The organism is Streptomyces sp. NPDC007901, assembly GCF_042959465.1.
Taxonomy (GTDB): domain Bacteria; phylum Actinomycetota; class Actinomycetes; order Streptomycetales; family Streptomycetaceae; genus Streptomyces.
Window position 1 is genome coordinate 429,357 of sequence record NZ_JBIBKW010000005.1, and the last position, 13,845, is coordinate 443,201.

The following is a 13,845-nucleotide window of genomic DNA, read 5'->3' on the forward strand; positions in this document are numbered from 1 at the left end:
CGACGCGCTCTCCTCGCTGCGCCGCGCCACCGCCGTGCTGCGCGACGAACTCGGCTGCGATCCCGGTCCCGCTCTGCGGGGGCTGGAGCACGCCGTGCTCGCCGGGCGGCTCGACGTCCTGCGCGCGGCCGTACCCGAGCCTGCCCCCGTCGAGTTGCCGGTGCGCACCGGGCGCGGGCTGTTCGTCGGCCGGGCCGCGGAGCTGCGTGCCGTGGACGCGGCCGCCCGGGCCGCGCGGGAGTCGGGTGGCCTGGTGCTGGTCACGGGCGAGGCCGGGGCCGGCAAGTCGGCGTTCCTCGAACGGTCGGCCGCCGGGCTGCGGCAGGCCGGCTGGCGGGTGGTGGTCGGACGCTGCCCCGAGTACGAGGGCGCCCCACCCGCCTGGGCGTGGGTGGAGGCGCTCGGCGCGCTCGCCCGTGAGGTGCCCCCGGAGCGGCCGGACGAACTGGCGGTGCTGCTGCGGGAACCGGAGAGCGCGACCGCCCCCAGCCGCGACGAGGCCACCGCCGGCCGCTTCCGTATGCACCGCGCCTTCGCCGCCTGGCTGCGCGCCGCGGCCTCGGGCGCGCCGCTCGCCGTCCTGCTGGACGACCTGCACCGCGCCGACGCCGAGACCCTGGCCCTGGTCGAGGCGGCGGCGGCCGTCACCGGCGTCCCGCTGCTCGTGGTCGCCGGTTACCGCCCCGCCCAGGTCGGCGAGCACCTCCTCAAGACGCTCGCCCAGCTGGCGCCGACGGCCCCGCACAGGATCACGCTGGGCGGTCTGCCCCCGCAGGACACCGCCACCCTGGTCGCCGCCGTCTGCGGGACCCCGGTCGACGCGGCGACGGTGACGGCACTGGCCGAACGCACCGGCGGCAACCCCTTCTACGTGCTGGAGAGCGCCCGGCTGCTCGCCGACGAGGGCGCTCTGGTCGCGGTCTCCGAGGTCCCCCAGGGGGTGCGCGACGTCCTGCGCCGGCGCCTCGCGCTCCTCCCCGCCCCCGCGCGGTCCGTCGTCCAGCTCACCGCCGTACTGGGCCTGGAGACGGAGGTCGCCCTGCTCCTCGACGCCGCCGAGGCGGACGAGGAACAGGTGCTGGAGGGCCTCGACGCCGCACTCGCCGCCGACCTGCTCGCCGAACCCGGGCCGGGCCGCGTCCGGTTCGTGCACGCCCTGGTCCGTGACACGGTCTACGCCGACCTGTCCGGCGTACGGCGCTCCCGGCTGCACGCCCGCGTCGCCCGGCTGCTGCGCCGCCACCGTCCCGGCGAACTCGCCGCGCTGGCCCACCACTTCGCCCGCTCCGGCAGCGCCGCCGACGCCCCGCTCGCCGTGGACTACGCGCTGCGGGCCGCCGAGACCGCCGAGCGGCGCTACGCCCACGACGTCGCCGTCACCCTGATCCAGCAGGCGATCGAGACCCGCACCGCGACCGCGGGCGACGGCGCCCCGCCCGACCTGCTGATCGACCTGCTGGTGCGGCTGCTGGGCGCGCAGGTGCGCACCGGCGCCACGGACGCGGCCCGGCGTACCCGGCAGCGGGCCGTCGCACTCGCCGAACAGGCCGACCGGGGCGACCTGGTCGCGGCCGTCTACGGGGCCTGGACCGAGCCGGCGCCCTGGCGCAGCCGGCTCGAAGGGCCGTACGACCGGACCGCCCTGGCCCGTCTCGAAGGCCTCGCGGCCGATCCCGGGCTGGACGGCCCGACCCGTGCCCGGGTCCTGCAGGTCCTCGTCGACGCGGTCGCCGCCGAGGACGCCGACCGCGCCCTGGAGGCGGCCGGCGCCCAGCTGGCGCTCGCCCGTGCGGACGGCGAACCCCGGCTGATGGCGGCCGCGTTGATGACCTCGGCCCGGCTGCTGCCGCACGAGACCCGGGCGGCCGACCGGCCGCCGCTCACCGCCGAACTGCGCGACCTCGTCCACGCCCACGACCTGCCCGCCTACCGCTGGGTCTGCGAGCACCTCGACACGATGACCGCCGCCGCCCGCAACGACCCCGCCGCCGTACGCCGCCACACCGTGGAGGGCCTGGCCCTGGCCCGTCGCTACCGTCTGGTGTGGGCGCAGGGACTCAGCGCCGCGAGCTCGGCCATGCTGGCCGCGGTGACCGGCCGCTTCGAGGCGGCGGAGGCCGGCTACGCCGAGGCCGACACCCTGCTCCAGCGGGTGGGCGCCCACCACGCCACCGGACTGCGGACGCTGGGGCTGATCAGCATGCGGCTCGCCCAGGACCGCGCGGCCGAGATCGAGCCGATGGTCCGGGCCGTGTACGAGTCCGCCGGCGGTCCGGTCGCGGTGGCCCAGGCCCTCGTCCTGGCCCGCCTCGGCAGGCTCGACGAGGCGCTGGCCGTACCCGTCTCCGCGGAACCGCTCCGCGACCACCTCTACGGCCTGGAACTCGACTTCCGCGCCCAGCTCGCGGTGCTCCACCGCGACCACGACACCGCGGCGACCCTCCTCACGCACCTGCTCCCCCTGCGCGACCAGCTGGCCGGCGCCGCCGGCGCCGCCTACGCCAGCCGCCCCCTCGCCCACGCCCTCGCCGACCTGCACCGCCTCCTCGGCGACGACCGCGCGGCAGCAGACGGCTACGCCCTCGCCGAACGCACCGCACACGCCTGGGGTTCGACATATCTCGCCGAGAGCGCCCGCCGGGCTGCCGCGGCCCTGGCCGACGCCCGAACACGCCGACGCACCTTCGCGACCTGACCGTGCCGGATTGCCCCGTCACAGAGACGCATCCAGCAACCCGCCCGGGCCACACCCGGCGGGTCCGGGACACAAGGGTCCGGCCGATCCAGATTCCCCTTCACAGCGCCGGATCCGGCAGGTGCCGGAGGCGGTGGTCCGGACGGGTCCGGTCGTCGCCTCCGGCGTGGGGCGTCAGGCGCCGAGGGCGGTCATCACCACCGCCTTGGCCTCCTCCTGCACCCGGGCCAGGTGGTCGGGGCCCTGGAAGGACTCGGCGTAGATCTTGTAGACGTCCTCGGTGCCGGACGGGCGGGCGGCGAACCAGGCGTTGTCCGTGGTGACCTTGATGCCGCCGATGGCCGCGCCGTTGCCCGGCGCCTCCGTGAGGACGGCGGTGACCGGTTCGCCCGCCAGGGTCTCGGCGGTGACCTGGGCCGGGGAGAGCTTGGCGAGGAGGGCCTTCTCCTCGCGGGTCGCGGGGGCGTCGATGCGGGCGTAGGCGGGCTCGCCGAAGCGGGCGGTGAGGTCGGCGTAGTGCTCGGACGGGGTCTTGTCCGTGACGGCCGTGATCTCGGAGGCGAGAAGGGCGAGCAGGATGCCGTCCTTGTCGGTCGTCCAGACGGAGCCGTCCCGGCGCAGGAAGGAGGCGCCGGCCGACTCCTCGCCGCCGAACCCGATGGCACCGCTGACCAGTCCGTCGACGAACCACTTGAACCCGACGGGTACCTCGACGAGTTGGCGGCCGAGGTCGGCGGCGACCCGGTCGATCATCGAGGAGGAGACGAGGGTCTTGCCGATGCCGGCGCCCGCCGCCCACTGCTCGCGGTGGCGGTAGAGGTAGGAGATGGCGACGGCGAGGTAGTGGTTGGGGTTCATCAGACCGGCATCGCGGGTGACGATGCCGTGCCGGTCGGCGTCGGCGTCGTTGCCGGTGGCGACGCGGAACTCGTCGCGCTTCTCGATGAGCGAGGCCATCGCATACGGCGACGAGCAGTCCATCCGGATCTTGCCGTCCCAGTCCAGCGTCATGAACCGCCAGGTGGGGTCGGTGTACGGGTTGACCACGGTGAGGTCGAGCGAGTGCCGTTCGGCGATGCGGCCCCAGTAGGCGACCGAGGCGCCGCCGAGCGGGTCGGCGCCGATCCGCAGCCCGGAGGCCCGGACCGCGTCGAGGTCCAGGACGCTGGGCAGGTCGTCGACGTAGACGCCCATGAAGTCGTAGCGGCCGGTGGTGGGCGCCGCGAGCGCACGCTCGTACGGGATGCGCTGTACGTCCTTCAGGCCGCCCGCGATGATCTGGTTGGCGCGGTCCTGGATCCAGGAGGTGGCGTCGGAGGCCGCGGGGCCGCCGCTCGGCGGGTTGTACTTGAAGCCGCCGTCGGCGGGCGGGTTGTGCGAGGGGGTGACGACGACACCGTCCGCGAGTCCGCTCGTACGGCCCCTGTTGTGGGTGAGGATGGCGTGCGAGACGGCGGGGGTGGGGGTGTAGCCGTCGGCGCTGTCGACGAGGACGGTCACGCCGTTGGCGGCGAAGACCTCCAGGGCGGTGACCTTGGCGGGCTCGGACAGGGCGTGGGTGTCGGCGCCCAGGAACAGGGGGCCGTCGGTGCCCTGGCCGCTCCGGTACTCGCAGATGGCCTGGCTGGTGGCCGCGATGTGGTCCTCGTTGAACGCGGTCGTCAGGGACGATCCGCGGTGTCCCGAGGTGCCGAACGCAACCCGCTGGGCGGGGTCGGCCGGGTCGGGGTGCAGCGCGTAGTAGGCCGTGACCAGCCGGGCCACGTCGACGAGGTCCTCCGGAGCCGCCGGCCGGCCCGCTCGCTCATGCGGCATGAGTCCACTTCCTCCGCAGTCGTTGATCGATCGCTCGACGCCCATCTTTCCTTGTCAGCAGCGGCGGACGCGAGTGCGGCACCGGCTCCGGCGGCGAAGACACGGCGGGTTCACGGCCGGTTCACAGCAGGCGCAGGGTTCCCGGGGCGCGCTGTTCGAAGATGTCGACCAGCCAGTCGAAGACGGTGGCTCCGCGTCCGGCCCGGGCCTCGGCCAGCTCCGCCGCGACGGCGGCACGGTTGGTGGGGTGGCAGCGGGCCAGCCGGATCTCCAGCTGGCGGGCGGTCTCCGCGTGGCCCAGCCAGGTCCGGGAGGTCTCGTGGTCACGCCACTCGAACACGAAGGCGCCGTCCTCGGGGGTGCCGAAGCCGCCGCCGAGACAGTCGGCGAGCGCGTCGAGATTGCGTCCGAAGTAGCCGCCGGGCCCGTCGACCGCCTCGCCGATCACCCGCCAGAAGTCCTCCAGCGTCCTGATCCCGCCGCCGTCCAGTACGTAGGTCACCGTCACGGCCCGCAGGATACGGCCGTCGCACGGCCCGCAGCGGACAAGCCGCCGATCTGCCGGGGAACTGGCGCGGCGGACGTTCCGAAAGGCCGCCGACGGGACATACTGAACTTCAGTCAACTCCCGCGCCTTGGGGCACTCACGAGAGGCCGCACCGTGGAGAACACCCTCGCGCCCGCCGCCCAGGACCGCTACGACACCTACCTCGACCATGTGCGGCACTGCCCCGACTGCCACCCCACACGCTGCCGGACGGGCCAGGCGCTGGTCCGCGCCTATCTGGCGACGGCCCGGCCCGAACAGTGAGGCCGAGGGTGCGCGAGGGCCCCCGGCGGTGCCGAAGGGCCCTCGCGTGTCGCGTCGGGTCGTCTCGCGTGTCGTCGAGTCGTCGAGTCGGTCAGTGTGCCGCGGAGACCGTCCGGCGGGCGGACCGGGCCTTCGCCGGCTTCGGGTTGAGTACGCGCTCGGCCAACTCGCCGAAGAGCAGCCCGAATCCGACCCACAGCGTCACCTGGATGGCGAGCGCGGAGAGCCGGAACCGCCACAGCAGGGTGGCCGGGAAGTCCTTCGGCACCTCGTTGACGGCCGGCAGGAACTGGTAGGCCAGCCCGATGACGACGGCGAACCCGACCACCGCGAGCACGGACGCCCACCAGGTCCCCAGCCGGGGCTGGAGCCGCTTGCCGAGGATGGTCGCGGCGACCGCCAGCAGCACGCCGAGCAGCATCATCAGGAAGTACAGGGTGGTGCGCTTGCCGATGGTGTCCGGGTCGCCCACCGAGGGCGGGTTGGCCGGGTACTTGAGGAACGGCACCACGTACACGGCGAGCAGCGCGCCACCGGACAGCAGCAGCGCGGTCGCCCGCGGCGAGAAGCGGCCGACGCGGCCGAGGGCGAAGCAGAAGGCGAGGGCGGCGATGCCGCCGAAGGCCACCCCGTAGACCAGGACACCGGTGGCCAGGCCGGCGGTGGACTGCAGGGAGCGGGAGACGACCTCCATCTCGTGCTCGTGCGCGTGGGCGTCCTCGAAGCTGATCGCCTTGTCGACGTTCGGCTCACCGAGTACATAGGCGACGACCAGGGCGAGCACGCCGGCGGCCAGGCCGGCGAGCATGCCCCGCACCAGGAGGTTGCGAACCGTTGCGGAGTTCATGGGCGGTACGGCGTCCCTCGCGTCAGTGGCAGGGGAAGCCGAGCAGGTGGCGGGCGTCGTGCACCCACTCGTGGACGTCCGTGCCGTTGAACACGGAGGTGGCGCCCTGCTCGGCGCCGACGAAGTAGAGCAGGATCATCATCAGGATGCCGAAGAAGACCGCCCAGGGAGCTATCGCGGACAGCGGCAGCTTGGCGGGAACGGCACGGGTGTTGGCTGTCGGCGGAGCGACGGTCTGCGCCATGGCAGAACCTCCTCTGGGAGTTCGCGTCCCATCTCGGTGGTGCGTTGGACGACAGCCACGGGTCTGACTCGCAAGCGCCCGGGGGCTCTTGCATACAGTGGCGCGACCGTGCCGGATTCCCACCGGCTTCCGTCTCGCCGTCGTCGATATCGGACAGACCGTACCGCGTGTCAGGGGCACGGCCAAGACCGCGTCACCAGGCGTGATCTTCGTCTCCCGCCTGGTGGACGGTCGTCGGCCGGGCTCAACCCGTTGGCGCGAGGCCCAGTTCGCGCTCACCGAGCGGGGCGAAGAAGCGGTCGACGTCGGCGTCGGAGACCTCGGCGAGGGTGGCCGGGGACCAGTGCGGGTCGCGGTCCTTGTCGACGACCTGGGCGCGGATGCCCTCCACCAGGTCGTGGGTGGCGAGGGTCGCGCAGGAGACCCGGTACTCCTGGTCCAGGACGCGCTCCAGCGAACCGAGCCGACGGGCCCGGCGGACGGCTTCGAGGGTGACCTTGAGGGCGGTCGGCGACTTGGTGAGCAGGGTCTCCGCCGTCTCCTTGGCCGCCGGGTCACCGTGGGCGAGCAGCCGGTGGACGATCTCCTCGACGGTGTCCGCACCGCCGTGACAGGCATCGATCCAGGCCCGCTGCCCGTCGAGTTCTCCTTCGGGCGCCTGCCGTACGTACCGGGCGAGCGCCTCGGGCACGGGCAGTCCGGCGAGGTCGGCGACGAACGCCGGGAGCGAGCCGGACGGCAGGTAGTGCGGCGGCCGACGGCGACGAAGGTTGGCGTCGAAGAACCGGGGTCGCTGGTGTCCCGGTGGTCGGTCCCCGGCGTGCTGACACCTACGCTGCGACCGGCTTGAAGTGTCAACTGAACCCGCCAGTAGGATCACTTGAGGCGTCAAGCTAGGCTTTTCCCCATGGAGACTCCCGAGCCGCGCTGGCTGGCGGACGACGAGACGCGCGCCTGGCTCGTTCTGGCCGGGATGCTGGTCAGACTGCCGGCGGAGCTGGACGCGCAGTTGCAGCGGGACGCGGGACTCAGCCACTTCGAGTACCAGGTGCTCGCGGGACTCTCCGAGGCGCCCGGCCGCACGCTGCGGATGAGCGAGCTGGCGGTGTTCGTCAACGGGTCGCTGTCCCGGCTCTCCCATGTCGCCAGGCGGCTGGAGGACCGCGGCTGGCTGCGCCGGGGGCCCGACCGGGACAACGGCCGCTTCACGGTGGCGACGCTGACGGAGGCGGGCTGGGCCAAGGTGGTGGGCTCGGCACCGGGTCATGTGGCGGCCGTACGCCGTCTCGTCTTCGACCCGCTCACCCGGACTCAGGTCCGGCAGCTGCACGAGATCGGCAGCAGGCTCCTGGCGGCGACGGGCGACGCCGGCCGGCCGTTGAGCTAGGGACTACGCGGTTTGCGCGCTGTCCGAGGAGAAGATCCGGGTCGTCGTCGACGCGCGCGTGGCCGAGTTGGCGGCCTTGCGGGCCGAGTTCGAGGCGCGCGTCGGCGCAGGGGGCCCGTTGCGGGCGGCCGGGGCGGAGGCGGGTCTCACGCCGGCGAGAACGTGAGGACCGGTTTGACGATGTCCGTGCTCATCCGGGCGACTGCCTCGTCGATCCGCTCGAACGGGACGGGCGTGACGAGGCGTTCCGCCGGAAAGCGGCCCGCCGCCTGCCAGTCGAGCAGGAGCGGGACCAGGTCCTGCGGGTTGGCGTCGCCCTCGATGCTGCCGCGGATCGTCTTGCCGCCGCCGATGAGGTCCATCGCGTCGATGCCGATGTCCGCCGCGCCGAGGCCGACGACGACCAGGGAGCCCAGCGGGGCCAGGGCGAGGGCCGCGTCGCGGATGGCCGACGGGGCTCCGGTGGTGTCGAAGGCGTGAGTCGCGCCGCCGCCGGTGAGGTCCCTGATCCGGTCGCCGAGGTCCGTGCTCGCACCGTCCAGGGTGTGGGTGGCGCCCACCTCCGCAGCCAGCGCGCGGCGGTCCCTGTCGAGGTCCACCGCGATCACCGTGCCGGTGCCCAGGGCGGCGGCGGCCATGACCGCGGCGAGCCCGACCCCGCCGCAGCCGAACACGACCAGCGCGGACCCGGGTTCGGGGCGCAGGACGTTCAGTACCGACCCCGCGCCGGTCTGGAAGCCGCAGCCCATCGGCGCGGCGGTCACCAGGTCGGTGTCCTCCGGGACCACGACCACGTTCTCGCGGGTGGCCAGGGCGTGCCGGGCGAAGCTCGACTGGCCGAAGAACGAGGACCAGACCCCGGCCCCCTGCCGGTTCAGGGTGGTGCTGCCGTCCGGGCGGTGCCCCGCGTTGTTCAGGGGCGCGAACCGGGCACAGTACGCCCGTCGGCCCGCCGCGCAACGGGCACAGATGCCGCAGCTGTTGTAGCTGAGGACGACCCGGTCGCCGGGCCGCACACCCGTGACCTCGGCGCCCACCGCCTCCACGATGCCGGCGCCCTCGTGGCCGTACACCGCGGGCACTCCCGCCCGGCATCATGGCCTTCGTGACCAGGTCGGTGTGGCAGATGCCCGCCGCGCTGAGGCGGACCAGGACCTCGTCGGGGCGCGGGTCCGAGATCTCGACGTCCTGGAGGGTGAAGCCGCTGTCCGGGCCGTACGAGACGGCCGCCTGAGTACGCATGGGTGCTCCGGATCCCTTCAGGTCAGGCGCCGTTGATACGGGCGCGGAGGTCGGTCAGGGTCTGGGCGACGATGCGGCGCAGCGCCTCGGCCTCCGCCTCGCCCGCCGGGGGAAGCAGCCGCTGGGCCAGGCCCGTTTCGACCGTACTGGCGGCGATCGTCCGGCGGTGACTGAACGTCAGGAAACCGACCTGTCCGTGGTACGCGCCCATGCCGCTGCTCCCGATGCCCCCCGAGGGCGCGCCCTCCACCCCCAGTGCGCGGCGAGGTCGTTGCGGGTGACGCCACCGGAGGTGGTCCGCTCCACGAAGCGGCGGAACTCCGGCCCGTCGGAGCCGAAGAAGTAGGCCGCCAGGGGGCTGAGGCGGGCGGCCACGTAGTCGATGACCTCGTCGAGGTCGTCGTACGGGTTTACCACCAGGACCGGGCCGAAGATCTCCTCCGACGCGATCGCCATCTCCTCGGTCACGTCCAGCAGCACGGTGGGGGCGATCCGGCGCCCCGCGCGCCGGGGCAGGGCGGCGGCCTCCTCGGGCGGGACGATGGTCACGGCCCGGGCGCCCTTGGCCTCGGCGTCGGCGACGAGGGCCGTGACCCGGTCGAAGTTGCGGTCGTCGATGATCGAGACCACGTCCGGGTTCTCCAGCCAGGTGGGGAAGTACGTCCGGACCGCGTGTTCGTAGCGGGCCACGAAGTCGTCCAGGCGGGTGCGCGGTACGAAGACGTAGCCGGGGCAGAGGCAGATCTGGCCGCCGTTCATCAGCCGCATGGCGGCGACGCGTTCCGCGGCGAGGTCGAGGTCCGCGTCCGAGCCGAGGACGACGGGGTTCTTGCCGCCCAGCTCCATGACCTCCTCGTCCGTGGAGATGGCCCGGGCCCGGGAGTAGACCTCGGCGTCCCGCTCCAGTACGACGACCCTGAGGCCCGCCCGGCCCAGCAGGTTCGCGGCGGTCACCCCCGTGGGCCCGTACCCGATCACGGCCACGTCGTAGGCGCCGCCCTCGCGCTCCCCGCTCTCCCTGTCCGGGTACCTCATGTCGCTCCTGCCACGATTCATTGATGTAGCGTTCATTCCAATTGGAGCAGGCGTTACGGTAAGCAGGTCGTCAGAGGGCGGTCAAGTGCCGCTACGACGGGAAAGGCAGCCCCCATGACCAGCACCCCGCGCCGGATCGACGTCCATCAGCACCTGGTCCCGCCCCTCTACCGGGATGCGCTCGCCCGGCAGGGGATCACCGAGGCAGGCGGCCGTGCGCTGCCGGACTGGAGTCCGGAGGCGGCCCTGGAACTGATGGACCTGCTGGGCACCGAGACGGCGATCCTGTCGATCTCCACCCCGGGCACCGGTTTCCTCACCGACCCCGGCGAGGCCGCCGGCCTGGCGCGGCGGCTCAACGACTTCTCCGCCGCCCTCACCGCCGAGCACCCCGGCCGCTTCGGCTGGTTCGCCACCCTGCCGCTGCCCGACGCGGCCGCCTCGGCGCGGGAGGCCGAGCGGGCGCTCGCCGGACTCGGCGCCGACGGCGTCACCCTCCTTGCCAACACCGCCGGCGACTACCTCGGCGCCGCCGGACAGGACGCCCTCTGGCGGGTGCTGGACGAGCACGGTGCCGTCGTGTTCGTCCATCCGGCCGAACTGCCCGGGCCCGCCGTCGACGGCATCCCGCCGTTCGCCGCCGACTTCCTGCTCGACACCACCCGCGCCGCGTATCTGCTGGTCCGCAACGGGGTCGTGCGCCGGTACCCGCACATCCGGTTCGTCCTCAGCCACGCCGGCGGTTTCGTGCCGTACGCCTCCCACCGCATCGCCGTCGCCCTGGCCGCCGACACCGGGCGCAGCCCCCTCGACCTCCTGGAGGACCTGCGCGGCTTCTACTTCGACACCGCGCTCTCCTCCAGCCCCGTCGCCCTGCCCACGCTGCTGGCCTTCGCCCGCCCCGGACATGTGCTGTTCGGCAGCGACTGGCCGTTCGCCCCCACCGCCGCGGGCCAGTACTTCGCCAACGGCCTCGACAGCGGGGTCGACCCCGCCACCCTCGCCGCCGTCGACCGCGGCAACGCCGAGGCCCTGTTCCCCCGCCTGGCCGACGCGCCCGCCCCGGCGCCCGCCCGTCGTCCGCTCCCGGCGCGGCTGCGGCAGTCCGCCCGGCGTGCCGGTGCCCGCGCCTTCTTCCGGCTGGTGCAGCCCGGAACCGGCTGAGGGAGTCCTCGGGAGGCCGGGTGAACCGGCAGGGAACTCTTGGTCATGGGTTCCTTTGGACGGCCGTTCGAGAACAAAGGGCTGCCTAACATGAGGCGATCACGAACGGTACGAACCCCGGGAGCTCGGGATGGTGTTGTCCGGCCTCAGTGGGAGGTCGTTGCGTCCCTGGGCGGTCGTCGGTGTCGCCGTCGTCTGCCTGGTGGCCGGAGTCCTGGCGCTCACGCACGACTCGCGCCCCGCACACGCCGACCCGGCCGCCCTGCCGCACACCACGGTGGAGGTGTCCGCCAGTCACTGCGGCCGGGGGTGGAGCGCGCCGGTGTCCGGAATCCAGGTCTTCGACCTGCGCAACCCGACCGACGGCCCGGCCGAGGTCCTCCTGGAGGACCCGAAGAGCCAGGCCGTGTACGGCGAGGTCGAGGACATCGGCCCGGGCACCACCCGGGAGCTGACCGTCCGCCTGGGCAAGGGCGCGTACGCGTTCAAGTGCGTGCCCGACGACGCCGACGCCGTCACCGGGCCCACGGTCCGCATCGCGAAGGGCCGCAGCGGACCGGCCGCGGCCCCGGTCACCGAGCACGACCTGATCCCGCCCGCGCTGGCCTACCAGAAGTGGATCGGCGGCGGCCTGTCCGACGTCGTACGGCTGACCACGACGCTCAAGGACGCGGTCGACCGCGGTGACCTCGCGGCCGCCCGCACCGCCTGGCTGCCCGCCCATCTGGAGTACGAGCGGATGGGCGCGGCGTACGACGCCTTCGGCGACGCGGACGGCGCGATCAACGGCACGGACGCGGGGCTGCCCGGCGGGGTGCACGACAAGGACTTCACCGGGTTCCACCGCGTCGAGTACGGACTGTGGCACGGCGAGTCCGCCGCGAGCCTGCGCGGACCGGCGGCCGGCCTGCTGAAGGCGGTCACCGCACTGCGCGACGACTGGGCGCAGACCCGCATGGACCCGGCCCAGCTGGGGCTGCGGGCGCACGAGATCCTGGAGAACACGGTGCAGTTCGAGCTGACCGGACGTACCGACTACGGCAGCGGCAGCAACCTCGCCACCGCCCGCGCCAACCTGGACGGCACCGAGCAGGTCCTGTCCCGGCTGCACCCGCTGCTGGCCACCCGGTACGCCGGTCTGTCCGGCCTGGAGAGCGAGTTGGACCGGGCCGGGAAGACGCTCGACGGTTTCGGACACGACGGCACCTGGACCCCCCTGACACGGCTGAGCCACCGGCAGCGCGAGAACGTCGACGCGGCCCTCGACGACCTGGTGGAACGGCTGGCGTCGGTGGCGACCCTGTGCGATCCGCGGAGGACGGTGTGAGTACCGACGAGATGAGCAGCGCGAGGACGGGTGGGGTGGGCCGCCGCGGTTTTCTGCGCGGGGCGGCCCTCGCGGGCGCGGGGCTCGCGGCGGGCGGTGCGGCCGCGCCCGGCGCCGCGGCCACCTCCGAAACGGACGCGACGCCCGTGGCTCCGTTCCACGGTCCCCGCCAGCAGTCCGCGATCGCCGCGCCCCGCCGGGCCACGGTGTTCACCTCGTTCGACGTCACCGCCGGGGACCGGGCCGGGCTGGCCGAGCTGCTGCACACCCTCACCGAGCGCGCCCGCTTCCTGACCTCGGGCGGCACCCCGGAGCCGGTCGGCGTCACCGGACCGCCCGCCGACTCGGGCGTCCTCGGCGAGCAACTGCCGTCCGGGGCACTGGCGGTGACCGTCGGGGTCGGGGCCTCGCTCTTCGACGACCGGTACGGGCTCGGGAAGCTGAGACCGCGCCGGCTGACGGCGATGCCGGCGTTCCCGGACGACGACCTCAGGCCCGAGTGGTGCCACGGCGACCTCAGTTTGCACCTGCACGCGGACGACACCGACACCGTGCTGCACGCTCTGCGCGACATCGCCCGGCACACCCGGGGCGGTATGCAGGTCCGTTGGCGGATGGACGGTTTCACCAGCCCGCCCCGGCCGTCCGGCACCCCGCGCAACCTGCTGGGCTTCAAGGACGGCACCGCCAACCCGGAGACCGCAAGCGCCCGCGAGATGGACCGGCTGGTGTGGGTCGGCAAGGGCTCCGGCGAGCCGGACTGGGCGGTCGGCGGCAGTTACCAGGTGGTGCGGCTCATCCGCATGCTGGTGGAGTTCTGGGACCGGGTCTCGCTCAGCGAGCAGGAACGGATGTTCGGCCGCTCCCGCGCGTCCGGAGCGCCTCTGGACGGCGACGCCGAGCACGACACGCCCGACTACGCCGACGACCCGAAGGGGGACGTCATCCCGCTGGACGCGCACATCCGGCTCGCCAACCCGCGCACCACGGCCACCGCGGACCAGCGGCTGCTGCGCCGCGCCTACAACTACGACCGGGGCATGGACAGCAACGGCAACCTCGACATGGGCCTGCTCTTCAGCTGCTACCAGCAGGATCTGGCCCGGCAGTTCGAGGCGGTGCAGAAGCGGCTGGCCGGGGAACCGCTCGTCGACTACATCTCCCCGTTCGGCGGCGGCTACTTCTTCGCGCTGCCCGGCGTGCGGGACGGCGGCGACTGGTACGGGCGCGCGCTGCTGACCTGAGCCGCCGCGCGCTCTTGACCGGAATTTGGCCACC

14 protein-coding genes, 1 pseudogene and 1 riboswitch are annotated in these 13,845 nt (G+C 73.6%); of the genes and pseudogenes, 7 read left to right on the forward strand and 8 right to left on the reverse strand.

Annotation, left to right across the window (positions count from 1 at the left end; genetic code table 11):
• Positions 1–34: 34 nt before the first annotated feature.
• Complete coding sequence (locus tag ACFZDK_RS19460; RefSeq protein WP_390973938.1) at positions 35–2,695, forward strand: AAA family ATPase; 2,661 nt, start codon at positions 35–37, stop codon at positions 2,693–2,695.
• Between the two features lie 174 nt (positions 2,696–2,869).
• Here the strand turns inward: ACFZDK_RS19460 and pgm are convergent, their stop codons facing one another.
• Positions 2,870–4,510 (reverse strand): phosphoglucomutase (alpha-D-glucose-1,6-bisphosphate-dependent), encoded by a 1,641-nt coding sequence (gene pgm / locus ACFZDK_RS19465; protein ID WP_390973939.1) that lies wholly within the window; start codon positions 4,508–4,510, stop codon positions 2,870–2,872.
• 121 nt (positions 4,511–4,631) lie between these two features.
• On the reverse strand, positions 4,632–5,018 hold the full coding sequence (locus ACFZDK_RS19470) for a barstar family protein (RefSeq protein WP_390973941.1): 387 nt from the start codon (positions 5,016–5,018) through the stop codon (positions 4,632–4,634).
• Positions 5,019–5,171: 153 nt separating this feature from the next.
• Here ACFZDK_RS19470 and ACFZDK_RS19475 point away from each other — a divergent pair, with 153 nt between their 5' ends.
• Positions 5,172–5,321, forward strand: coding sequence for a hypothetical protein (locus ACFZDK_RS19475; RefSeq protein ID WP_390973942.1), 150 nt, complete (start codon positions 5,172–5,174; stop codon positions 5,319–5,321).
• A gap of 91 nt (positions 5,322–5,412) precedes the next feature.
• Here the strand turns inward: ACFZDK_RS19475 and ACFZDK_RS19480 are convergent, their stop codons facing one another.
• From ACFZDK_RS19480 to ACFZDK_RS19490, 3 genes and pseudogenes are all read right to left on the reverse strand, one after another.
• Entirely contained in the window at positions 5,413–6,168 is a 756-nt protein-coding gene (locus ACFZDK_RS19480; RefSeq protein ID WP_390973944.1) for a CbtA family protein, read from the reverse strand.
• Between the two features lie 22 nt (positions 6,169–6,190).
• The gene (locus ACFZDK_RS19485; protein WP_390973946.1) at positions 6,191–6,412 is read right to left on the reverse strand and encodes a CbtB-domain containing protein; all 222 of its coding nucleotides are present in this window, start codon (positions 6,410–6,412) and stop codon (positions 6,191–6,193) included.
• 36 nt (positions 6,413–6,448) lie between these two features.
• A riboswitch (cobalamin riboswitch) is annotated at positions 6,449–6,589 on the reverse strand.
• A gap of 67 nt (positions 6,590–6,656) precedes the next feature.
• Positions 6,657–7,160 (reverse strand): annotated as a pseudogene (locus tag ACFZDK_RS19490) (enoyl-CoA hydratase/isomerase family protein); the annotation flags it as partial.
• 159 nt (positions 7,161–7,319) lie between these two features.
• Here ACFZDK_RS19490 and ACFZDK_RS19495 point away from each other — a divergent pair.
• Positions 7,320–7,799, forward strand: a complete 480-nt coding sequence (locus tag ACFZDK_RS19495; protein WP_390973948.1) for a MarR family transcriptional regulator — start codon at positions 7,320–7,322, stop codon at positions 7,797–7,799.
• A 146-nt stretch (positions 7,800–7,945) separates the two neighbouring features.
• Here the strand turns inward: ACFZDK_RS19495 and ACFZDK_RS19500 are convergent, their stop codons facing one another.
• A complete protein-coding gene (locus ACFZDK_RS19500; RefSeq protein ID WP_390973950.1) occupies positions 7,946–8,872 on the reverse strand; it encodes a zinc-binding dehydrogenase in 927 nt (308 codons plus the stop codon).
• 32 nt (positions 8,873–8,904) lie between these two features.
• Here ACFZDK_RS19500 and ACFZDK_RS19505 point away from each other — a divergent pair, with 32 nt between their 5' ends.
• A complete protein-coding gene (locus ACFZDK_RS19505; protein ID WP_390973952.1) occupies positions 8,905–9,033 on the forward strand; it encodes a hypothetical protein in 129 nt (42 codons plus the stop codon).
• A 30-nt stretch (positions 9,034–9,063) separates the two neighbouring features.
• Here the strand turns inward: ACFZDK_RS19505 and ACFZDK_RS19510 are convergent, their stop codons facing one another.
• Complete coding sequence (locus ACFZDK_RS19510; RefSeq protein WP_390973954.1) at positions 9,064–9,252, reverse strand: hypothetical protein; 189 nt, start codon at positions 9,250–9,252, stop codon at positions 9,064–9,066.
• Positions 9,219–10,076 (reverse strand): aldehyde dehydrogenase family protein, encoded by an 858-nt coding sequence (locus ACFZDK_RS19515; protein ID WP_390973955.1) that lies wholly within the window; start codon positions 10,074–10,076, stop codon positions 9,219–9,221. The genes ACFZDK_RS19510 and ACFZDK_RS19515 overlap by 34 nt, the downstream gene beginning before the upstream one ends.
• A gap of 114 nt (positions 10,077–10,190) precedes the next feature.
• On the opposite strand from ACFZDK_RS19515, the gene ACFZDK_RS19520 reads away from it, so the two are divergent.
• The 3 genes from ACFZDK_RS19520 (at position 10,191) to efeB (ending at position 13,811) form a co-directional block, all read left to right on the forward strand.
• The gene (locus tag ACFZDK_RS19520) at positions 10,191–11,240 is read left to right on the forward strand and encodes an amidohydrolase family protein (protein WP_390973956.1); all 1,050 of its coding nucleotides are present in this window, start codon (positions 10,191–10,193) and stop codon (positions 11,238–11,240) included.
• 130 nt (positions 11,241–11,370) lie between these two features.
• Positions 11,371–12,567, forward strand: a complete 1,197-nt coding sequence (locus ACFZDK_RS19525; protein ID WP_390973958.1) for an imelysin family protein — start codon at positions 11,371–11,373, stop codon at positions 12,565–12,567.
• A gap of 11 nt (positions 12,568–12,578) precedes the next feature.
• Positions 12,579–13,811 carry an iron uptake transporter deferrochelatase/peroxidase subunit gene (gene efeB / locus ACFZDK_RS19530; RefSeq protein WP_390974248.1) on the forward strand — a complete coding sequence of 411 codons (1,233 nt, stop codon included), beginning with the start codon at positions 12,579–12,581 and terminating at the stop codon, positions 13,809–13,811.
• Positions 13,812–13,845 lie beyond the last annotated feature (34 nt).